Origin of the sequence: Streptomyces spiramyceticus (genome assembly GCF_028807635.1) — a bacterium.
GTDB classification, from domain to species: domain Bacteria; phylum Actinomycetota; class Actinomycetes; order Streptomycetales; family Streptomycetaceae; genus Streptomyces; species Streptomyces spiramyceticus.
Genome location: NZ_JARBAX010000001.1, coordinates 1,672,006 through 1,691,162 on the forward strand (window position 1 = coordinate 1,672,006; position 19,157 = coordinate 1,691,162).

Annotated in this window: 25 protein-coding genes; 9 read left to right on the top strand and 16 right to left on the bottom strand. The window is 66.6% G+C overall.

The annotated features are described in order from the left end of the window. Positions 1-314: 314 nt before the first annotated feature. The 6 genes from PXH83_RS07570 to PXH83_RS07595 form a co-directional block, all read right to left on the bottom strand. A complete protein-coding gene (locus PXH83_RS07570; protein ID WP_274558068.1) occupies positions 315-1,127 on the bottom strand; it encodes a hypothetical protein in 813 nt (270 codons plus the stop codon). A 2-nt stretch (positions 1,128-1,129) separates the two neighbouring features. Then, positions 1,130-1,456 (bottom strand): hypothetical protein, encoded by a 327-nt coding sequence (locus PXH83_RS07575; RefSeq protein ID WP_274558071.1) that lies wholly within the window; start codon positions 1,454-1,456, stop codon positions 1,130-1,132. Between the two features lie 60 nt (positions 1,457-1,516). Further along, positions 1,517-1,870, bottom strand: a complete 354-nt coding sequence (locus tag PXH83_RS07580; protein WP_274558073.1) for a hypothetical protein — start codon at positions 1,868-1,870, stop codon at positions 1,517-1,519. Next, positions 1,870-2,925 carry a major capsid protein gene (locus PXH83_RS07585; RefSeq protein WP_274558076.1) on the bottom strand — a complete coding sequence of 352 codons (1,056 nt, stop codon included), beginning with the start codon at positions 2,923-2,925 and terminating at the stop codon, positions 1,870-1,872. Before PXH83_RS07585 ends, PXH83_RS07580 begins: the two co-directional genes overlap by 1 nt. Positions 2,926-2,939: 14 nt before the next feature. Then, complete coding sequence (locus PXH83_RS07590; RefSeq protein ID WP_274558079.1) at positions 2,940-3,350, bottom strand: head decoration protein; 411 nt, start codon at positions 3,348-3,350, stop codon at positions 2,940-2,942. Between the two features lie 128 nt (positions 3,351-3,478). Next, positions 3,479-4,165, bottom strand: coding sequence for a hypothetical protein (locus PXH83_RS07595; RefSeq protein WP_274558081.1), 687 nt, complete (start codon positions 4,163-4,165; stop codon positions 3,479-3,481). A 132-nt stretch (positions 4,166-4,297) separates the two neighbouring features. Between PXH83_RS07595 and PXH83_RS07600 the strand changes: the two genes are divergently transcribed. Beyond that, entirely contained in the window at positions 4,298-4,846 is a 549-nt protein-coding gene (locus PXH83_RS07600; RefSeq protein WP_274558083.1) for a hypothetical protein, read from the top strand. A gap of 69 nt (positions 4,847-4,915) precedes the next feature. On the opposite strand, the gene PXH83_RS07605 is transcribed toward PXH83_RS07600, so the two are convergent. Further along, on the bottom strand, positions 4,916-6,754 hold the full coding sequence (locus PXH83_RS07605; protein ID WP_274558085.1) for a phage portal protein: 1,839 nt from the start codon (positions 6,752-6,754) through the stop codon (positions 4,916-4,918). Positions 6,755-7,205: 451 nt separating this feature from the next. Between PXH83_RS07605 and dnaE the strand changes: the two genes are divergently transcribed. Both dnaE and PXH83_RS07615 read left to right on the top strand, forming a co-directional pair. Beyond that, positions 7,206-10,796 carry a DNA polymerase III subunit alpha gene (gene dnaE, locus PXH83_RS07610; RefSeq protein WP_274558088.1) on the top strand — a complete coding sequence of 1,197 codons (3,591 nt, stop codon included), beginning with the start codon at positions 7,206-7,208 and terminating at the stop codon, positions 10,794-10,796. Further along, on the top strand, positions 10,793-11,143 hold the full coding sequence (locus tag PXH83_RS07615; protein WP_274558090.1) for a DUF6300 family protein: 351 nt from the start codon (positions 10,793-10,795) through the stop codon (positions 11,141-11,143). The genes dnaE and PXH83_RS07615 overlap by 4 nt, the downstream gene beginning before the upstream one ends. Positions 11,144-11,186: 43 nt before the next feature. Here PXH83_RS07615 and PXH83_RS07620 read toward each other — a convergent pair whose 3' ends face one another. The 9 genes from PXH83_RS07620 to PXH83_RS07660 form a co-directional block, all read right to left on the bottom strand. Beyond that, complete coding sequence (locus tag PXH83_RS07620) at positions 11,187-12,584, bottom strand: hypothetical protein (protein WP_274558092.1); 1,398 nt, start codon at positions 12,582-12,584, stop codon at positions 11,187-11,189. Positions 12,585-12,794: 210 nt separating this feature from the next. Beyond that, positions 12,795-12,926 carry a hypothetical protein gene (locus tag PXH83_RS07625; RefSeq protein ID WP_274558094.1) on the bottom strand — a complete coding sequence of 44 codons (132 nt, stop codon included), beginning with the start codon at positions 12,924-12,926 and terminating at the stop codon, positions 12,795-12,797. Between the two features lie 70 nt (positions 12,927-12,996). Then, positions 12,997-13,134, bottom strand: a complete 138-nt coding sequence (locus PXH83_RS07630) for a hypothetical protein (protein WP_274558097.1) — start codon at positions 13,132-13,134, stop codon at positions 12,997-12,999. Between the two features lie 348 nt (positions 13,135-13,482). Then, positions 13,483-14,064: a class I SAM-dependent methyltransferase gene (locus tag PXH83_RS07635; protein ID WP_274558098.1), complete on the bottom strand. Its 582-nt coding sequence runs from the start codon at positions 14,062-14,064 to the stop codon at positions 13,483-13,485. Beyond that, on the bottom strand, positions 14,061-14,654 hold the full coding sequence (locus PXH83_RS07640) for a DUF6624 domain-containing protein (RefSeq protein WP_274558099.1): 594 nt from the start codon (positions 14,652-14,654) through the stop codon (positions 14,061-14,063). The genes PXH83_RS07635 and PXH83_RS07640 overlap by 4 nt, the downstream gene beginning before the upstream one ends. A gap of 2 nt (positions 14,655-14,656) precedes the next feature. Next, entirely contained in the window at positions 14,657-15,283 is a 627-nt protein-coding gene (locus PXH83_RS07645) for a hypothetical protein (protein ID WP_274558100.1), read from the bottom strand. Positions 15,284-15,336: 53 nt separating this feature from the next. Continuing rightward, a complete protein-coding gene (locus PXH83_RS07650; protein WP_274558103.1) occupies positions 15,337-15,729 on the bottom strand; it encodes a hypothetical protein in 393 nt (130 codons plus the stop codon). Next, positions 15,726-16,271, bottom strand: coding sequence for a hypothetical protein (locus tag PXH83_RS07655; protein WP_274558106.1), 546 nt, complete (start codon positions 16,269-16,271; stop codon positions 15,726-15,728). The genes PXH83_RS07650 and PXH83_RS07655 overlap by 4 nt, the downstream gene beginning before the upstream one ends. Continuing rightward, on the bottom strand, positions 16,268-16,675 hold the full coding sequence (locus PXH83_RS07660; RefSeq protein ID WP_274558108.1) for an ATP-binding protein: 408 nt from the start codon (positions 16,673-16,675) through the stop codon (positions 16,268-16,270). The genes PXH83_RS07655 and PXH83_RS07660 overlap by 4 nt, the downstream gene beginning before the upstream one ends. 242 nt (positions 16,676-16,917) lie before the next feature. On the opposite strand from PXH83_RS07660, the gene PXH83_RS07665 reads away from it, so the two are divergent. The 6 genes from PXH83_RS07665 (at position 16,918) to PXH83_RS07695 (ending at position 19,113) form a co-directional block, all read left to right on the top strand. Next, the gene (locus PXH83_RS07665; protein WP_274558110.1) at positions 16,918-17,094 is read left to right on the top strand and encodes a helix-turn-helix domain-containing protein; all 177 of its coding nucleotides are present in this window, start codon (positions 16,918-16,920) and stop codon (positions 17,092-17,094) included. 117 nt (positions 17,095-17,211) lie between these two features. Further along, entirely contained in the window at positions 17,212-17,781 is a 570-nt protein-coding gene (locus tag PXH83_RS07670; protein WP_274558113.1) for a DUF5753 domain-containing protein, read from the top strand. A 12-nt stretch (positions 17,782-17,793) separates the two neighbouring features. Then, positions 17,794-17,997: a DUF397 domain-containing protein gene (locus PXH83_RS07675; RefSeq protein WP_274558115.1), complete on the top strand. Its 204-nt coding sequence runs from the start codon at positions 17,794-17,796 to the stop codon at positions 17,995-17,997. Beyond that, positions 17,936-18,244: a DUF397 domain-containing protein gene (locus PXH83_RS07680; RefSeq protein WP_420803127.1), complete on the top strand. Its 309-nt coding sequence runs from the start codon at positions 17,936-17,938 to the stop codon at positions 18,242-18,244. Before PXH83_RS07675 ends, PXH83_RS07680 begins: the two co-directional genes overlap by 62 nt. A gap of 21 nt (positions 18,245-18,265) precedes the next feature. Continuing rightward, positions 18,266-18,469: a DUF397 domain-containing protein gene (locus tag PXH83_RS07685; RefSeq protein ID WP_274558120.1), complete on the top strand. Its 204-nt coding sequence runs from the start codon at positions 18,266-18,268 to the stop codon at positions 18,467-18,469. A 299-nt stretch (positions 18,470-18,768) separates the two neighbouring features. Then, on the top strand, positions 18,769-19,113 hold the full coding sequence (locus PXH83_RS07695) for a hypothetical protein (RefSeq protein ID WP_274558122.1): 345 nt from the start codon (positions 18,769-18,771) through the stop codon (positions 19,111-19,113). Positions 19,114-19,157: the final 44 nt, after the last annotated feature.

The following is a 19,157-nucleotide window of genomic DNA, read 5'->3' on the forward strand; positions in this document are numbered from 1 at the left end:
GCATAGGCAAATCTGGGCCCGTGTGACTTCGGCCCTCACGACCTGATTGTGGTCGAGGGGGCCGACGTTGCTGTATCACCGGGCGGCCCGAGAGTTGCGACGTTCCCCTGGCCACTACGGAGTCAACTCCGTGCTCCCCATGGGGACGCTCAAGAAGTTCGGGCTGGGGAATTACACGAACTTCCACCGGCCGCCTATGGTCATGCGCTGGCGCTGTAGGTCTGGCCCGCACCGCGCTGAGGGCGCCAACAAGCCCGGGTCGCAGCCCCGGACCTCCGTAAGGAGCATCGGCGCTCCGGCTGCTTAGGGCCGGATCAAGCCTGTCCCTCTGGACGGGGCCCGAACCCGCGACGACATCGCGGGTGGGAGATCGGCCACTCCGCTGCTTCCTCCACGCTTCGGAGTGTCCGGTTCGCCTTGTCCGGGTCCTGGTGGCTGGTCCAGCCACAGTCAAAGCCGTCGAAGACCTCGACGTAAGCCACCCCTGCCTGACGTGTGCGGTTGAGTGTGCCCGCGTTGTAGGCCACCGCGCTCTTGGCGAGGGTCGCGGCTTCCGCCCAGGCCCGCACCGGAACGTGCGCACCGTTCCGGTAGACGACGTGAGTCAGCTTGTGCTCGGCCGCCAGCCGGTCGGCCAGGTTCTTCGCGGCCTGCCTGGCGGTCATGTTGCCCGCCGCGAGCAGCGGTACCTCGCGGCGGGCTGCCGCTCGGGCGGCGCGGTAGAACTTACTGGCCATGCGCTCCGCCTCCTGGGAGCGGCGCAGGAAGTCGCCGTAGGAGTCGGCGGCCAGGGACAACAGGGCGTCGCGGTGGAACGTGGTCCAGGTGAAGTTCAGGCCGAGCTCGCGTGCGGCGGCAAGCGCCCCTTGCTCATACAGGTGCGGCAACTGGCGCTGCACGAATGCGGCGGCCTCCTGGCCAACTTCGCGACGGAACACTTCGATCGCCCTCTTGAACTCTTCCAGAGTGATCACAACGTGGCGGCCGCGGGGCTGCCGCTCCATGGTCTCCAGTACGCGCCGCTGCCGGGCGGCGAGCCGCTGCCACGCTTCTTCGAGCACCGCGCCGACACGGCGCGCGATCTCGTCCGGATCCCCAGGAGTCAGCGGGGGCCACGCGTAGGCCACGCTCACCGGCTCCGATGGGCGGGGACGATTGGCGCGGTCACCAGGTCGACGCCCGGCTCGCCAGCGGCCGGATCGTCAGGTGCGGGGATGTCGGGGAGCGCGGTGATCTGCCGTTCCAGTCCGGCAAGGTTGTTGCTCTGGTCGATGGTGACCACGCCATCCACGGTCATGCGCAGCGGTTCCGCCAGCAGGCGGGCCCTTCGCTCCGACAGGACCTCGCCGGCCACGAGGCGGGCGCTGCCAAGGCGCGCGTAGCGGGTTGAGAGGTGAGCCTGATCAGTGGACGGGCCGAGCTGTGCGAGCAGCCACGCGAGGACAGGAGTGTTCACGGGTGTCTCCAGCAGGAATGGGAGACCACCGGCCCTAGATGGGGCCGGTGGTCGGGGGTGTCACTCGGCGGCCTGGGCCTTCCGGCGGCGCGGCCGCTCCGGCTCCGGCTCCGGCTCCGGCTCCGGCTCCGGCTCCGGCTCCGGCTCCGGCTCCGGCTCCGGCTCCGGCTCCGAGGCAGCGTCCTCGGTCGCGGCCTGCTCGTCGACGAGCCTGGGATCGTCCAGCGTCAGCGCCTCCGGGTCTTCCCCCGCGAGCGCCGGATCGTCCAGGGTCATGGCCTCGGGCTCCCACGCGTCGGGGTGGGTGATCAGCTCAGCGACCGCCTGGTCCGGCTCGTCGCCTGGCTGAAGGATCACCGGCTCGTGCGTCGCCGGATGGACCAGGTGCACGGCCGCGCGCAGTCGGCGCCCCATCACAGCACCTTCGCCACGAGGTGAGCTCGCGGGTCGTGCATGACCGGCATGGCAGAGGCGTTGACCTTGGTCCAGATGCGGATCGGGTCAGCGTCGACGTCCCGGGTGACGACGATGCCGGGAGCCTCTTCCCGCTCGATCTCCGGGTTCTTGCCGGACGACAGGACGATGGAATCCGCGTTCAGTCCCCACTGCACGTTCGCCCACTTCTGGCGCTGCGGCGGCACGTAGATGTACCGGTCGTCCGGGATCGGCTTGACCCACACGCCATCGACGCGGACCTGCCCCTTGTAAAGGCGGATAGGCGGCAGACCGTACTCGATGCGCACCGAGTTGACCTGATCCGGGGTGAGGGAAGAGGTCGGCGTCGTCGACGGGTTGACCGACTTGTAGTAAGCGGCACGGTAGGCGTTGTTGGCCGCCCACGTGTTCACAACGCGGCGCGAAGTCAGGGCGAACTCCGGGCTCGGAGAGCCGATGTCCTCCAGGTACTGGAGCCAGCCGAGTTCGTCGCGGATCGCGTCCGCCGTCGGGTCCGACCACAGCTTGGGAGCGGTCGGCATGTTCTCGGCGGGGACACCGAAGTCGACCTCGGTGATGTAGTTGTTCTCGTTGACGGTCAGCTTGCCGTCCAGCAGAACGTCCGCGGCCGCGAGCTCGATGCGGCCCTTGGTCGCCTCCACGTGCCGCTCGGTGTCGTTGTAGAGGTTCTTCACCAGCCGCTCGGCATCGGCACCCCGCTGCATCTCGTCGAGGATGATCTCCTGCTCGCTCACCGTGAGCTTCTGCGAGATGACGGGCAGGCCGCCCTTGCGCGTGGTCTCCCACGCTTCGCGGGTCGCGATCGGCGCCGAGGCGTCGTACGCCCGGAACTTCGCTGCGTTTACGTAGCGGCCGGAGTCCGTGATCTCCCACAGGGTGCTCTGGAGCTTGAGGTCAGGGAAGACGGCTCCCTCACCCGTGGTGAGCGTCCACTCCGCCGGCGTCGGCACCGCGCGGGCGAATACCGTCAGATCGCGGGTGGTGACGTCCTTGATCAGGTCTTGAAGGGACATGGTTCAGCAGCTCCTTACACGTACCGGATCAGGGCGTTGGTGGTCGTCACATCGGCAGGGTTGAACCCTCCGGGGACCTTCGCTGCGCGGACGGTGCCGTGCCACAGCAGCGCGATTGGGACCTTCGTCGCGGTCGGCGCGAATAGGGTCTCGGCCATGACGTGACCGGCCAGGACCTGGCGGCCGTCGGTCGCGGCCTTGTCGAACGGCCCGAACAGCCCGCTGGCGGTGATCTTCCCGACCGCTACACCGGACTTGAACAGGCTGTACGGCTGCCCGGTGTCGGTCGACGGCGTGTAGTGGACGCCGCTGGTGAACTTGGAGATGTCGAGCGTGATCGTGTCGGTGTCGTCGGTGCCGTGTCGGCCGCCGAGCCACTCGATGTTCGCCGTGACGCTGCGCTGCGTCGTGATCGGCTGAAGCATGGTGAAGCCCCTCCCAGGGACGCGATGGCGGTATCCGCGCGCTCACCAACAGGTGGCGCCGTCCACGAGATGGGAGGGGCGTGGTCCCCAAGTCCGGCCATATCCCGCCGGTGGGAGAGGCGGATAGGTCAGGCTGTGACGTACCCGCGCCGTCTGGCCATGTCCAGCCCAGCGGATCCAGGCTTGGGCGGCGTACCCCCACGCGAGGGCGGACCGCCGGCGGGCGAGCCACCCGGCGCGGGCGGCACAGTCTCCTGCACCTGCCCGAACAGCTCGGGGCGACGCTCCTTCAACTGCTCGGCGGCCGCGGCAACTGCCTCCTCGTCAGCCTCGGGCTGATCGGCCAGAACCCGCTCGACCAGGACCACGGCGTCGTCCAGGTCCTCACCGCTCGCACCCAGCCCAGCCAGCACAGCGCGTCGTACGGCCGCCCGCTCCCTCGCAACGGCCTCAGCGATGCGCTGCTCGGCCTGCCGCTCCCTCTCGACGGCGGCCTGCTCACGGCGCTCCACGTCGGACAGCGCGGCCTGCTCTGCCTCACGCTGCTGAGTGACGAAGTCGACCAGTGCCTCGGAGTTGTCGAACCCCAGGTCACCCAGGAGCTTCTTCACGGCCGCGCGGCCACCCTGGGTCTTCTCGCGGGCCAACAGCCGCGACAGGTCCTCCTGAGTCACCGTGGCGGCAGGCGGCGTGCCCTCATCACCCGGATCGTTGGAAGGGTCCTCGGCGGAGGCACCGAGCATCGGGTAGATCGGCCGACCATCACGCCGGTACCCAACCGGCACGAGCGGCGAAGGAAGCGAGCGGCGCGTCATGCGTGAACCATCCAGTGGTCTCCAGCGCCCCCGCACCGACGATCAGTCTACCGACCGGGCTGAGTGGGCCGTTCCCTGATCGGGCCGTATCGCTACGCGACACAGGACACCCGCATCCTCGACTGTCAAGGCATGCGCAAGCCTGCTCTGAACCGGCACACTGCCGACATGGATGCAGGGGGAGTCGCGCTTGTGGGCGCCATCGCTGGCGTTGTGGGTGCAGCCGTCGGGGCAGGAGGCGCGGTCACCGCCGCGCGGGCAGCTGGCAGGCAGCAGGGCTTGCAGTGGCGCAGACAGATACGTCGTGACGCATACGTCGCCTACCTAGGAGGAGTACATGATCTGTACCGACGGCTAGATGTCCTGGCCAAGAAGGCTCGCACTGCGGCGGATCAAGAGTTCTGGGAGGAGGTCTCCCAAGCCCGGACGCTGGTGAGCGAATGCGAGAAGTTGCGGCTGGTCGTCGCCTTGGAAGGTACGGGTGACGTCAACGAATCTGCTCTGGAACTGTGGTGCGCCCTCAGCGAGTGGTTCAAGGAGATCCGGCGTGCTGATTACGGCGATCCATCCATCGCTGCCAACTCAGACGGCGTCTTGAGGGGGTGTCGGCGGGCTGCTACTTCCGCATTGGAAGACGTGCACTCTCAATGCCGACAGGTGTTGGACGCTGACATGCGTTGACACGTCGAGTGGTGCCAACTTCACCTTGCGGCAAGGCACCACTCATCGGTCGATCACGCACCGCCAGCGTCACGAGGAAGACTTATCAGCTGCGTTGCCGCTCAAGGGCACCTTGGGTACCTCCGGATCTGCCTCGGGAAGCCCGAGGTAGGCCCGGACGGCGGCGTTGTCACCCGTGGCGTCTGCGAGCCGGGCTGCGGCCTCGAAGGCCCGAGCCTGAATGCGTTCGATCTCCTGCTGCGAGTCCTCAATGGGGTAGCCAGCGTCCTGGAGCATTCGCACGCCGGTCTCCACGGAGAGGATCCCTGCGCCGACGCCCTTGACCACCTCGTCGAGAACGGCGGCCCGGTCGGTTGGCGTGTGCGGTCCCCACATCAGGCGGGCGGGGAAGGATTCCCCCGCGGGCCAGCCTTCGGCCTGCCCTGCCTGGTGGAGGCGCTGCACCATGCGCAGCAAGATCGCGTACTTGTGGTCTCGTGCCAGGCGCATTGAGCCGACGAGTGCGTCCAGCGGCCCAAGCGCGAGCTGGAGGGCGTAGCCGGAGGGCAGGGCGGTGGGGTCGAGGGTTCCCAGGCCGGCGGCGGTGATGCGGCTGTTGGCAGCGATCCGGTCGAGGAGGTGGTCGACGCGGGAGCGGAGCTCGGCGAGCTGGGCGGAGGTGTCGAGGACGTCCATGCGGCCGCCGTCGTTGAGCTGCCATACAGTCCCGGCCTTGACCTTCACGGGGAGCGGCTGTCCGGTGGTGCGGTCGATGGGGAGGCGGGCTCCGGCGAGGCCGATGATCGGGGAGCCGGTGGTGGCGCTGGCGGCGGAGGAATCGGTGTCGGTGGCGGACAGTTCGTCGAGAGCCTGGAGGACGGTGGCCAGTGTCGGCTTGCCCCACTGGTCTCCGGAGTGGGGGATGTTGTTGGTGATGTGGATCAGCGGGATGAAGTCCACGCGCAGGTCGAGGCGGTCCAGCACTTCGCCATCCGAGCGGACCCGGTACGTGGCTTTGTGCATGGGCAGGTCGTACAGCATGTCCGAGTGCTTGAGGTCTTCCAGTAGCCATTCGGCGTCGGTGAGGTAGCAGGTGTACACCGATGGCCTGCCCGGCGCCCACGGGTAAGCGCGCGTGATCACGCCGCTGTCGGAGTGCAGCGAGTCACCGCGGGCGAGGACGGCCGACCCGTCTTCGGCGTAGATCGGCTCGCGGATCGGCTGCCCGCCCTTGGTGGCGCCGCGCTTGGTAGCGGGGCCGATGGGAGCGAGTTCATAGGTGATTCGGCGGAGCCTCGCCTTTGTGCCGCGCCGCACGTCCTCCGGTATCTCCCACACCAGATGAACCCTGGACGGGAAGTCGGCGCTGTCCTGATCGCCGTCGTCGGGCCACTCAGCGAAGTACAGGCCAGGATCCCAGGTGCGCAGCAGTACGCGCCCCTTGGCGGGCTCCCACGCGAGGGTGTAAACGGCGTCTCCGAGGAGGATCGCGGTGCGCTCGGCCTGCTGAAGCCGCAGCGGCAGCAGCTCCTTCTCCGCCCACGCACGCAGCTGCTCCTGAACGGCGGCCGCCGCGGCCTGATCGGCTGTCGGCTCGCCCTCGGCATGCTCCGCACCTGGCACGGTGATGGTCTGCTCGGCACCAAGGAGGTAGCCGAGTGCGGTGTCGACGAGCTTGCCCGCGTCTCCGAGCTCGCGCCGCTCCTCGCCGGCCGTGTCGTCCCCGGTGATCGCGGCGACCTGTCCGGCCTGGTTCGAGTCGTAAGCGGCCAGCAGTCGGTACGCGGACAGCCGCCGCAGATCCTCGTCCGGCACCCAAGACGACGTCAGCTCGGACCAAGCGTTGCTGCCCGGTCGACGCGGATCGGCCATGACCGGCTTGTAGTCCAGCCAGCTCCAGACGTCCGTGATCAGTTGGCGCAGGCCCACAGTGCCCTCCCAGGCAGTCGGCCCCGCGCCTTGATCAGGTTACGTCGATGGCGCCTGTGGGTGCTGTGATCCGTTCAACCGACGCTAGGACGGCTGTCGGACACATCGGCGCGGCATCTGGGCCGTGTCGAGAGGCGATCTCTGCGTCAGGTAGGTCCCGCCCTCGATGGAGGGCAGGCACAGAGTCCGCGCGCAACGCTGGCTGCAACCTTTGGCGTCTCGCCGCCACGATCCTCAAGCGAGCGGCCAAGCACCAGGAGCCGTGAGACTCATTTCACCTCTCCACCATTGGTCACCTGCGGCTGCTCGCTGACAACTTTGAGTGATAGATCGAGGTCATCGTTTTGCCCGGTTTTCGATCACGCTCGGAGCGCCCCAGACCGGGCGTTTCGCACGGCACTGAGGGATAGGGTGGGGGCTTCCCACGACCTGCCTCGGAGGTGCCTGCCCGGTGTCCGACAGCTTTGTTCACCTGCACAATCACACCGAATACTCGATGCTCGACGGTGCGCAGCGGCTCAAGCCGATGTTCGCCGAGGTGGCGCGTCAGGGCATGCCCGCCATCGCGATGAGCGACCACGGCAACATGTTCGGTGCGTACGAGTTCCAACAGGTGGCCAAAGGCTTCGAGGGCGTCAAGCCGATCATCGGCATCGAGGCGTACGTCGCCCCGTCCTCGCGCCGGAACCGCAAGCAGGAGTTCTGGGGCCCCGGCGGCGTCAGGGCGATGTCGGATGACGGCGAGGGCTCGAAGGATGTCAGTGGCGGTGGTCGCTTCACCCATATGACGATGTGGGCGCAGAACGTCAAGGGACTGCAGAACCTGTTCTATCTGTCGACGGAAGCGTCGTACACGGGCCAGTTCCCGGCCGGTAAGCCGCGCATGGACATGGAACTGATCTCCGAGCATGCCGAGGGGATCATCGGGACGACCGGCTGCCCCTCGGGCGCGATCCAGACCAGGCTGCGTCTGAACCAGTACGACGAGGCCCGGGAGATCGCGGGCCAGTACCAGGACATCCTCGGGAAGGAGAACTACTTCCTGGAGCTGATGGACCACGGCCTGGACCTGGAGCGCAACGTCCGCGGGGGCCTGCTGCGCCTGGCGAAGGAACTCGACATCCCGCTGCTGGCCACCAATGACGCGCACTACGTCCTTGAGGAGCATGCCGACGCGCACGACAACCTGCTGTGCATCGGCGTGGGTAAGAACAAGGACGACCCGGGCCGGTTCAAGTTCAACGGCACCGGTTACTACCTCAAGACCGCCGCCCAGATGCGGGATCTCTTCTCCGAGATCCCCGAGGCGTGCGACAACACTCTGCTGATCGCGGAGCGCATCGAGTCGTACGAGTCGGTCTTCGAGAACGTCGACGAGATGCCGAACTTCCCCGGCGTTCCCGAGGGTGAGACGCAGGAATCATGGCTGCGCAAGGAATGTCTCAAGGGCCTCGCCATGCGCTACGGCGACCCGATCCCGGCCGAGGTCCTGGAGCGGTTTGAGACCGAGATGAAGGTCATCGGCCCGATGAACTTCTCCAGCTACTTCCTCGTTGTCGCTGACATCTGCCAGTACGCCCGTGACCAGAAGATCCCCGTCGGCCCTGGCCGTGGATCGGCGACCGGCTCAATCGTCGCGTACGCCACCCGCATCACCGAGCTGTGCCCGCTGGAGCACGGTCTCCTCTTCGAACGGTTCCTGAACCCCGAGCGCATCAACCCGCCGGATGTCGACCTCGACTTCGACGACCGTCACCGCGACCGGATGGTGCGCTACGTCGTCGACAAGTACGGCGACGAGTACACCGCCATGGTGAACACCTTCGGCAAGCTCAAGGCCAAGAACGCGATCAAGGACACGTCGCGGCTCTTGGGCTACCCGTTCTCGCACGGTGAGCGGATCACGAAGGCCCTGCCGGCGGATGTGATGGGCAAGTCCATCCCGATCAGCGGGATCTTCGACGAGAGCCACCCCCGTTACGGGGAGGCCGGCGAGATCCGGGCGCTGTACGAGAACGAGCCGGACGTCAAGAAGGTCATCGACGGAGCCAAGGGCGTCGAGGGCCTGATCCGTAATACCGGTGTCCACGCGGCCGCAGTCATCCTGTCGAAGACTCGACTCACCGACCGTATTCCGCTCCACATGCGCGCCAAGGACGGCGTCAAGATCACCGGCTTTGACTACCCCAGTTGTGAGGACATGGGGCTGGTCAAGATGGACTTCCTGGGGCTTCGGAACCTGGGCGTGATCGACCACGCGATCCAGAACATCCGGGAAAACCGCGGCGTCAACATCACCACCGATACGGTCCCGCAGGACGGCGCCAAGCCGATCCCGCTGGATGACACCACCACCTTCCAGCTGCTGGCCCGCGGCGACACCTTCGGTGTGTTCCAGCTCGACGGCGGCGGCATGCGCACACTGCTGAAGCTTATGGAGCCCACCCGGTTCGAAGACATCGCCGCGGCCCTTGCCCTCTACCGTCCCGGCCCCATGGCGGCGAATGCGCACACGAACTACGCGCACCGCAAGACCGGCCGCCAGGAGATCGAACCGATCCACCCGGAGCTGAAGGACGCCCTGGAGCCGATCCTGGGCAACACCTTCCACCTGCTCGTCTACCAGGAGCAGATCATGGCCATCGCCCGGCAGCTCGCCGGCTACACCCTGGGTGGCGCCGACCTGCTGCGGCGTGCGATGGGTAAGAAGAAGCCCGAGGTGCTGGCCGCGGAGTGGGACAAGTTCTCCGACGGCATGATGAAGCAGAACGGCTATTCCGAAGAAGCCACCAAGGCTCTGTGGGACGTCATGCTCCCGTTCTCGGGCTACGCGTTCAACAAGTCCCACACCGCCGGATACGGGCTCGTCTCGTACTGGACCGCCTACTTGAAGGCGAACTACCCGGCCGAGTACATGGCCGCGCTCCTCACCTCGGTAGGGGACGACAAGGACAAGGCAGCGATCTACCTGGCCGACGCCCGGAAGCTGGGTGTTCAGGTGCTCCAGCCGGACATCAACGAGTCCGTCGCCAACTTCACCGCCATCGGTGACGACGTACGGTTCGGGCTCCGTTCGGTGCGTAACGTCGGTGAAGGCGTCATCGAGTCCCTGGTGGCCTCCCGCAAGTCCAAGGGCAAGTACACCTCGTTCCCCGACTTCCTCGACAAGGCCGACATCGGGGCCCTCAACAAGCGGGCCGTTGAATCGCTGATCAAGGCTGGCGCCTTCGACTCGCTCCAGCACACCCGCAAGGGGCTGTCGGCCGCGCACGAGGATGCCATCGACGCGATCATCCCGGTGAAGAAGCAGGCCGCGATCGGGCAGGACGACCTGTTCGGTGACCTCGGCGGTGATGGCGACGAGCCGGTCTTCGGCCTGGACTTCCCCATCGACGACAGCGAGTGGCCGCGCAAGCTACTGCTGGCCGCAGAGCGCGAGATGCTCGGCCTGTACGTCTCGGCGCACCCGCTGGACGGCACCGAGCACATCCTGTCCCGCAACCGGGACACCACGATCAGCGAACTCCTCGGCTCAGGCCGCACGGAAGGTGTCGTGCAGCTGTCCGGCCTCATCACCAGCGTGGACCGCCGGGTGACCAAGCAGGGCAACCACTGGGCGATCATCAACCTCGCGGACCGTGACGGCGCGATGGAGATCCTCTTCTTCCCAGCCACCTACACCCTCGTCCAGCACGCCCTGATCCCTGACTCCGTCGTCTCCGTCCAAGGACGCCTCAACGACCGTGACGGGGCGGTCAGTATCTTCGGGCAGGAGATTCAGGTGCTTGATGTCTCCTCGGCGGAGAGTGGCGGCCGGCCACCGGTCATGCTGTCGTTCCCCGCCCACAAGATCAACGATCCGACGGTCGCCGAGTTGAAGCGCATCCTCACCGCGCACAAGGGCGAGAGTCCGGTACGGATGCGGGTCCATACGCCCGCGAAGACCGTCTTGTTCGAGCTGGGTTTCCTGGTGGACCCGACCTCGGTGGCCTCCGATATCAAGGGCACTTTCGGTCCGGACGTCTGGATGGGCGTGGCGTGAGCGTCCAGGAAGAAGAGATCGTTCTCCAGCTCGCCGATCCTCCGAACTGTCCGCCGTGTGGAGGGCCGGGGCTGCTCTTGGCCCAGTTCCCGCACTCGTGGAAGAACGCCCGTGGCGAGGACGTGAACGGCCTTCGTGAAGCTGTGCTGTGCCCCGCGTGTGACTGCGGTGAACCGGCCGCTGATGAGCTGTTGGCGTTGTTCGCTGTAGACGACCAGGTCGGGCTGTCCAACTTCGAAGTGTTCGGCGAGCTCGTCGCGGCTTGGGTGCAGTCCGTACGGCATCGCATTGTGGACGAGGAAGCTCTCGGCGCCGAGTACGAACAGTGGAAACGCGGCGAGCTGTAGCCCCGTGTCCCCGGCCCCACAGGGCCGGGGACACGCCTGAAGGTCAGATCAGGGCGTGGTGCAGGCGCAGTACGTGCGCGACCATCTCGTCGCGTGCCGCGGGCTGTTGATGCTCCAGCCGTACGGCAGCCGCCGACAGCTCGTCCGCGTCGACGAACCCGCCGTCGATCAGCGGAGACCCCGAGTCCAGCATCGCGCGGATCGCATCCGGGCCGAAGCGGGCCAGGGCCTTCTGCAGTACCTCGTGGAAGTTCTCCCGCAGCGGGGGATGTGTCACCTCCAGGTCGAAGCCAAGCCGTTGCAGCCGGAAGCGGGCCAAGCGTTTGTTCCGGCGCCATGAGAATGGCAGCCACTGGCCAAATCGCCACATTGCAGGGTCTGCGAGGGGATACAGCGGCCACAGCCCAGCCCGCAGGTACATCGGTGCGCCGCAGGCCAGGGCTCGCAGCGTGGAGTCGGAGATCGGCGGGGCTGGGGGAATTCCGCTCTCCTGGTCCCGTAGCGCCTCGAACGTGCTGGGTGTGAGCCAGCGGGGGACATCGGCGGAGGTCAAGGGCGGGTGTGGTTCTGGCGGAAGGCTCAGCATCTCGTCACCGCCGACTCCGGCTGCCGCCCAAAGCATCCCGTCGGCCTTCCACTTGGCCAGCAGCGTGCCGTGTCCGGCGATGTAGATCTCCTCGTGCGGCCCCAGCGGAATGCCCAGAGCATGTTGGGGGTCCATCGGCAGGTAGTCAGCTGCGCGCAGGGTCGTGTCCCGGAACCCGGCGTAGCGGATCATTGCCTCTCGGCGCTGCTTCTGCTGCTCGCCGGCGGCGCCTTCCTGCAGGAGCGCGCCGCTGACCAAAGTGGGCCCGTGGCGGATGCTGAGAGACATGGCCACGTTGCTGCTGTCCATCCCCCCGGACAGCTCGATCGCGGTCCGCTCGGGCAGGTAGTGATGGTCTGCTAGTACGGCGTCGAGGATCTGTTCGTAGCCATCGAGGACCCGAGCGTCAGGGGCGAGTTCACGGGGCTCGTCGTGGCGGGCTGCTTCGGGCAGGTACACCGTGAGTTCGCCGTCGTGGAAGTGCGCGCTGGAGCGTTCGGAGAGCAGGTGCACCGCTTCCCATGCGGTGTGGGTGCTGTAGTGGCCGGTCAGCGCCAACAGCCGGGTGATCTCGACGGGATCGAGGCGCTGATGCGGCATCACCTTGCGCAGGGCCGTGATGTCCCAGTGCGCGTGCAGCGCGGTGTGGTGTGCCGTCAGGTAGACGGGGGCAGGGCAGTGGGCTCCGGTGCTGACCGTGACGCCCTGCGGAGTGATCTCGATGAGGTGGTGCGATCGTGCCCATGCGCGGGCCTCCACAACGGCCTCGTTGTAGGCCCGCTCGCTAACTGGCCGTGGCGAGGCGGGGCCGTGGGCCTGCTGTCCAGGAAGCCGCTCGCGTACCTGGAAGACCACACGCTGGCTGTCCCGGGCGGCCCAAGTTTCCAGCGCGGGGTGATCGTAGGGGGAGATCCAGGATGAACCGCTACGCCAGCGATCACTGATCCACTCCCATGACGTATCGGGCAACGTGCTGTCTATCCGCATGCTCAGCATCAGCCGCTCCTTGTGTCGGAGAACGGGACGGGGCCCCTCTCACGAGGGGCCCCGTTGAGGACGAGAGGATCAGTCCTCGGAGGTGCGCTGGTCACCGTCGCCCGACGGCTTGCGGTGCCGAGATTCGGCGGTCGGCACGCTGGTGCGGGCCGAGGTGGTGAACAGTTCGTCCAGCTCGCGGAGCTTTGCTTGGGCGTTCATCCCATTCCTCCTTGATGAGTTGTTCTGCGAACGTGCTGGGACTGTGCGCACCCTGCGCAAGGGGCGGAGATCAGGGCTCGTCGTCGTTGACGCGCTGGTCGGCGGTGCCGGAGGGCTTGCGGTTCCGGTTCACAGCGGTCGGCTCGATGGTGCGGACCACCGTCGTGAACATGCCGTCCAGCTCACGGAGCGTCGCTTCGGCGTTCATGGCTACCTCCCTTCTCGCATCTCGTCGGGCAGGAGGCCGGGTGGCTTCCCTGGGCTCGCGGCTGTGGTCCCTCACGGGCACGGTGGCCGCGGCCAGGTGGGAGGCCAGATCGTGCGCCGCATGTACGTGGTAGCCATCACTTCTTTCCTCTCCTTCTGACAGACGGGGCCTCTTATTCCGCCAGGGGCCACGACAGGGTGCTTTCATCCTTCTCGGCAGCGCGCGCCGAGGGCACGGGCATGATCAGAGATGACCGAAACGCGCTGTCACCGTCTCGGCGTTGACCAGAGGTGCAGTTCTTGCCGCTCGATGGCCCGGGCCCGTACCTCCGGCCCACCGAGCGGCCGTCTAGGTGGCTGCGGAGCGCAGCGCGAGGAACGCCACCCGTCCGCGCACGTCGTAGCGCACTGAGTGCGACCACCCGGGAGTGAGGTTGGCGATCTCCCGTTCCGTCATCCCACCGGGTTGCGTGGTGTCCCCTTCGATGACTGGGATCACCACGTACATCTGTCCGCCGGGACGGAGCCAGAGGTCGCGGACACGGCGTATCCATGCGGTCGGCTCGTTGAGGAAGGGCAGGACGAGACGGCACACCACCAGATCTATGCCGTGTCTTGGCAGACCGGGAGGGTCACCCTTGTTGAGATCGTGGTGCAGATAGCGCACTCCCGGTAGAGGGGTGCGGCGGGCAGCGTGCAGCGCCGTGCTGGCAAAGTCAAAGCCGGTGACGTCGTAGCCGAAGCGGTGGAGCTGGCGGCTGAAGGCACCGTTGCCACAGCCGACGTCCACGGCGATGCCACCACTCCGTACGGGGAAGTTGCGGGTGAACTGCATCAGCTCGGTGTCGTTGATCACGTAGTAGCTGCGGCCGTCCGCTTCCCAGGCGTCCCAGACCGCTGCGGATGGGCTGCTGTTCGCGGTGGGCGTCATGCCGCCGTCCTTTCGAGGAGGCCCGTGTCACGGTGCTCGCTGTCGTCGGCCTGGTCCGTCTCTGGTTCGCGGGCATGTCGTCGCCGCACGGCTTCGTGGGCGGTGGCGAAGGGTGGCAGGCCGACGCTGGCGCGGCGGGCGTCGAGGTGTTCCGGCTCTCGGACTGGCAGTACCTCCACGCCGGCGTCCCCGTAGCGGTGCTGGGTGCCATAGACCTGGCGCTGCCCGGCGTTGATGCAGCACCGGTCGTACAGGTGCGCCCACTGCTGGATGGTTGCTTCTCCCCGCTCGACGGCGGTGGCGATGAGCCGGAGGGCCAGACGCTGAAAGTCGGTCTCTTGGTCCGCATGCAGGGCGATCTGCCAGGCCGCATCGGCGGCGTACTCGCCAACCAGGCTTCGGCCGGGCCAGCCGTGCTTCTCCACGACACGTCGCAGAACGGAGGCGTTGGAGTGGTCGCCGTGCCGCCCCATATCGATCTCGAGTTGGCTGAGCTGTCCGCGGGTGAACTTGCTGCGGTATTGGCGTGCCGCTTCGGCACGGGCGAGCAGATCACGAGCGATGTCTGGCCGGTGCGGTTTCGTCGTCATGGTCACGCTCCGAACTGGAGGGCTGTCACGAAGCGGCGCGCTGTCCGCACGTTGAGGTCCCCCAAGGTCATCTCGGCCTCCTTGTTGCAGCGCAGGCAGTCGGGGTGGAAGTAGAGATCCAGGAAGCCCCCGCGGGTGGCGGCCTTGAAGGCACTGCTCAGCCGGTCGAGGACCTGCTGTCCTTCGGGCCATTCGGTGAGGTCCAGGGGCGAGTCCCGCTGGGGCGGTGCGCCCAGGACGCACGCGAGGCGGTCCGCTGTGGCCAGCGAGATGTCACCGAGATGGATCTTGCCTCCGTATACGGCCGGGTCCGGCATGTCGAGGCCGTGAGCGCGGAAAGCGGAACGCAGCGCCTCGGCGGTCTTGAAGGCGCTCTTCATGGCCTTGCGGATCAGCCGGGCAAGCTCCAACGCCGTATTGGCGTGGATGTCGTTCAACCCGATGTACCCCGGCCGCTCGCTGCCCATGGGAATCGGCGAGAGCGCCTTCAGGCCAGCAGCGTGCAAGGCGCGGTCCAGTTCGATGGCGGCTTGTCCGGTCTGTTCACGCCGGGACTGCCTGGTCTCGCTGGAGGTGACGGGCTCGTCGGACTTCGCGGTGGCTTCGGATTCGGTGGTCGTGACAGTCATCGGTTCTCCGAGCAGCGTTGCGTGGGCGGGGGACGAACGGTGCGGCATCGCCGTCACGGCGGCGCACCGATAGCCCCAGCCGGCGCTAACCTCCGCTTGGGCCGAAGAGTGTTGGAGCAGCTGTCTACGACGGGAAGGACGCAGATGGGATAAGCGGTCCAGTTCCAGCGGCCGTCCGGTGTCGGGACGGTGAAGGTGTACGGCCTTCCCTGACGCAGTTCCTGGACGGCGGCTCCGACGGCCTGGTGGTTGCCGAGCCACGCCCAGGCGAGCACGAACGTCGGGCGGTCGTCCAGTTCGGGGAGGGTCTCCCTGACTGATTCGCGCATCCAGTCGATGGCGCGGCCCGGGTAGGGAGTGGTGGCGTTGCGGGGTTCGAGCTGTTCGCGGCGGGGCCCGTCATAGTCGCGTTGACACCAGTAGGTGCGAGGCAGCAGTTGCGTCATGCCGACCACCCGCTCTGAGGGTGGGGCTCACTGAACGCCGCAGGCGGTTCGTCGTCTTCGGCGGTGAGCATCTCCAGAAGATCCAGAGTCGTCAGGGCCAGAAGTCGTAAGTGCGCACGGTCAGCGACGAAGTCTTCAGCTCTTTGCCGACCTCGAAGGCTGTAAGCGCGGTTGATCACAGTGGTCATCTCAGCGTCTGGGTATCCGCTCGTACGCCAGCAGGCGATGTTTACGAGCCGGTCCAGCATTCGGCTCATGCGCTCGGCACGACGGAGCGCGTCGGGGACCTCGTCGTTGGGGAGTTCATCAGGTCGCCCTCGAACGATGCTCACGAGTCGAACCAGCACTCCGCGGCGCGGCGGCTTCTGCCGCCTGGTGCCACTCAGCCCCGTGGGCCCGGCAGCGGCACCGAGGATCACGTCGAGGTCGTCGTCCAGGTCCTCGTCGTTGAGGAAGGCGTCGTGCAGCCTGTACATGACTCTCGCCGTGGTGCTCAGGCTTGAGTCAGCGTGCCCGGCGCGGAGGGGCGGCGCGGTGCTCATGCGGCGGTCCCCTCGGTAGCGGCACGGAACTCGATCCACACGTCCTTGCCTTCGCGCGTTGGGTCAGCTCCCCAGGCATCGACTGTGCTGCTGAGCAGGAACATGCCGCGCCCGCTCTCGGCGAACCAGTCCGGCTCACGAACGACGGGGAGGGCCGGGCTTTCGTCGCTGACGACGATGCGCACACCGGAGGACGAGGTCTGGAGGACAAGGACGCAGGCAGCGGAGCCCGCGTGCCTGTGCACATTGGTGAGCAGCTCCGTTACGCACATCGCGGCGGGCGGGACTAATTCATCCCGGCCCCAGTACCGCAGGTACGCGCCGACGATCCGTCGGATGCGCGCGAAGCCCTGGGGGTCAACGGCGAGTTCTTGTCGGTACTGCTGCGTGCCTGCTTCTGCCATGACGGTCATGGCTCCTCCAGCGCCCTGATCGGCGCATAGCGAACGGGCCGACGCTCTGTGACCCCCCAAGCGCCATCTGTAACGTACAACAGGGTGGACCCGCCTATGTTGGGTCCGCAACCTGTTCGAGCTACAAAGTTGCAGATTCGCATGAAGTTGGTCTAGCACCCTGGCATATGACCTTCATTGGAGGGGCTGTGTACGCCACACTGGTGCCCAACACGTCTGTAAAGGGAGCCAAGTTGCCAAGCCATCCACGACCGACCGTGCGGCGCCGCAGGCTCGGCGGTGAGCTCAAGCGGCTGCGAGAAGCCGCCGGCATCAAGATGGAACAGGCCGCCGAGCGCATCGGCGGAGACAAGTCCAAGATCTCCCGACAGGAGAACGGCCGCCAAGGGGTCAGCAAACTGGAGGTCTAAGCCCTGGCCGACCTTTACGGCGTCGAGGACCAGAAGCTCCGGACCGCTCTGATCACGATGGCTCGGGAAGGCCGCCGCAAGAGCTGGTGGGCCCAGTACAGCGACATCCTTCCCGAGATGTTCCAGGAGCAGTTGAGCATCGAGTCAGACGCGGTCCGCATCCTTCTCTTCCAGCCGCTCCTTGTCCCTGGCCTCCTCCAGACGCGCGAGTACGCCGAGGAATCCATCCGGGGAGTGGAGAAGACCGCCTCCGACGAGCAAATCGAGTCGTATGTCTCCGTACGGATGGGCCGACAGGAAATACTGCGCGAGAACGCTCCGCAGGTCGTCTGCCTCCTGGACGAGGCGGTACTACGCCGCACGGTTGGAGGGCCCAAGACCATGGCCGCCCAGCTCCAGAAGCTGATCGAACTGAACAACCCCCCGAGGCTCTCGATTCAGGTCATTCCGTTCGGGCAAGGCTGGCATGCGGGCCTCGACGGCGCCTTCAGCATCTTCAGTTACCCCGACCCCATGGATCTGGACGTGGTCAGCCTCGGGTACCTCGACGGGTCTCTTTATCTGGAGGAGGATGGTCCTGTCGAGCGGTACCAGCTAGCTTTTGACCAACTCCGAGCTTCAGCTCTACCGTCACGACAATCCATGGATCTGATCTCGCAAACGGCGCGAGATCTGAACAAAACTTGAGGCAGGCACCAGATGATGCGGCACGACCTCCCCGAGGACAAGTGGCACAAGTCCTCCTACAGCAGCGACAACGGGGGGCAATGCGTCGAGAAGCAGATGACTGCGGACCGTCGCGTCGGCGTCCGGGATAGTGCGTTCCCCGCTCTGGGCGCCCATGTGTTCGGTGAAGCCCAGTGGCAGGAGTTCGTCTCAGCCGTGCAGATCGGCGCCGTCTGAGGTGAGCACCGATACCAGCGGGAAGGACGCTCTCTACGCGCTCGACCTGAGCGAAGTCGAGTGGGTAGGTGCGCCTGGGAGCGATCCGCACGACCGCGTTGAGATCGCACACCTGCCCGAAGGTGCCGTGGCCATGCGGAACTCTGCATGCCCGGAGGACCCACCGCTCCGTTACACGGCGGCTGAGTGGAAAGCATTCACCCTCGGCGTTCGCGACGGCGAGTTCGATGTCGAGACGCACCACTGACGACGAGACGAAGGAGAGCCAGTGACCGACCTGCGAGAACTGGAAGGCGCGTTCTGGCACAAGAGCAGCCACAGCGGCACAGACAACGGATGCGTCGAGCGTGGCAAGCTCCGCACCGGCCGCCAGGCCGTACGAGACACGAAGGATCGTGGACGAGGCGCCCTCGTCTTCGACGCGGACATCTGGCAGAACTTCGTCAACGGCGTCCGGAACGACGCGCTCTGACCCCGGTCCTTCGGAACAACGCGGCCGAGTGGAAAGCATTTGCCCTCGGCGCTCGCGAGGGAGAGTTCGACGTATAGCCTTCCGAACCGAGCCCTCTGCCTCTCCGGAGACAGGGGGCTCGTCGCTGCGTAGGGCCAGCTTCGACCTGGGAGTCCGCGCCCCGACTCTCGACATTCACCTCCCCAACAGACGTTGGCATACGTAGAGTTCAGGCCACCGGCTGTAATGCAGCGTGCGGCAGGGCTCGGCCGTTGCGCAACCGACCGCCGATGGACGGCAACGCGGAGGAACGATTCACCATGACCAGGCTTACCAACAGCATCAGCGGCGGCGTCCACCACGGCGTCACCATCCAGGGCGGTGACTTCGCGAACCTCGACTTCGCGTCCGACGGCACGAACGTCTCCATCAATGGCCGCACCGCCACCCCCGACTCTGACCCGCAGGACACGGCAGCGCAGGTGGCCGAACTCCGCGCTGAACTCGACCGGCCCGGACCGCGCCTGGCGGTACTCACCAAAGGTGAGTCGGCAGCCGTCTACGCCCTCCTCGCCCTGGTCGCTGGCACACACCCCGAACTCGACCCCATCGCGGAAGAACTCGCCGGGCGGATCTCCACGAGGGCCAAGGAGTACGAGAGCTGAGCGGCTAGGGCCTGTCCGACGGATCTTGTGACCATCACGGTCTT

Coding starts and splice junctions, on each gene's coding strand:
- PXH83_RS07585 (WP_274558076.1), bottom strand. CDS start 2,925: ATGTCCCTTCAAGACCTGATCAAGGACGTCACCACCCGCGATCTGACG.
- PXH83_RS07600 (WP_274558083.1), top strand. CDS start 4,298: ATGCGCAAGCCTGCTCTGAACCGGCACACTGCCGACATGGATGCAGGG.
- PXH83_RS07630 (WP_274558097.1), bottom strand. CDS start 13,134: ATGAACGCCGAAGCGACGCTCCGTGAGCTGGACGGCATGTTCACGACG.
- PXH83_RS07655 (WP_274558106.1), bottom strand. CDS start 16,271: ATGAGCACCGCGCCGCCCCTCCGCGCCGGGCACGCTGACTCAAGCCTG.
- PXH83_RS07595 (WP_274558081.1), bottom strand. CDS start 4,165: ATGACGCGCCGCTCGCTTCCTTCGCCGCTCGTGCCGGTTGGGTACCGG.
- PXH83_RS07635 (WP_274558098.1), bottom strand. CDS start 14,064: ATGACGCCCACCGCGAACAGCAGCCCATCCGCAGCGGTCTGGGACGCC.
- PXH83_RS07625 (WP_274558094.1), bottom strand. CDS start 12,926: ATGAACGCCCAAGCAAAGCTCCGCGAGCTGGACGAACTGTTCACCACC.
- PXH83_RS07695 (WP_274558122.1), top strand. CDS start 18,769: ATGACCAGGCTTACCAACAGCATCAGCGGCGGCGTCCACCACGGCGTC.
- PXH83_RS07640 (WP_274558099.1), bottom strand. CDS start 14,654: ATGACGACGAAACCGCACCGGCCAGACATCGCTCGTGATCTGCTCGCC.
- PXH83_RS07660 (WP_274558108.1), bottom strand. CDS start 16,675: ATGGCAGAAGCAGGCACGCAGCAGTACCGACAAGAACTCGCCGTTGAC.
- PXH83_RS07675 (WP_274558115.1), top strand. CDS start 17,794: ATGATGCGGCACGACCTCCCCGAGGACAAGTGGCACAAGTCCTCCTAC.
- PXH83_RS07670 (WP_274558113.1), top strand. CDS start 17,212: ATGTTCCAGGAGCAGTTGAGCATCGAGTCAGACGCGGTCCGCATCCTT.
- PXH83_RS07680 (WP_420803127.1), top strand. CDS start 17,936: ATGTGTTCGGTGAAGCCCAGTGGCAGGAGTTCGTCTCAGCCGTGCAGA.
- PXH83_RS07590 (WP_274558079.1), bottom strand. CDS start 3,350: ATGCTTCAGCCGATCACGACGCAGCGCAGCGTCACGGCGAACATCGAG.
- PXH83_RS07580 (WP_274558073.1), bottom strand. CDS start 1,870: ATGGGGCGCCGACTGCGCGCGGCCGTGCACCTGGTCCATCCGGCGACG.
- PXH83_RS07650 (WP_274558103.1), bottom strand. CDS start 15,729: ATGACGCAACTGCTGCCTCGCACCTACTGGTGTCAACGCGACTATGAC.
- PXH83_RS07645 (WP_274558100.1), bottom strand. CDS start 15,283: ATGACTGTCACGACCACCGAATCCGAAGCCACCGCGAAGTCCGACGAG.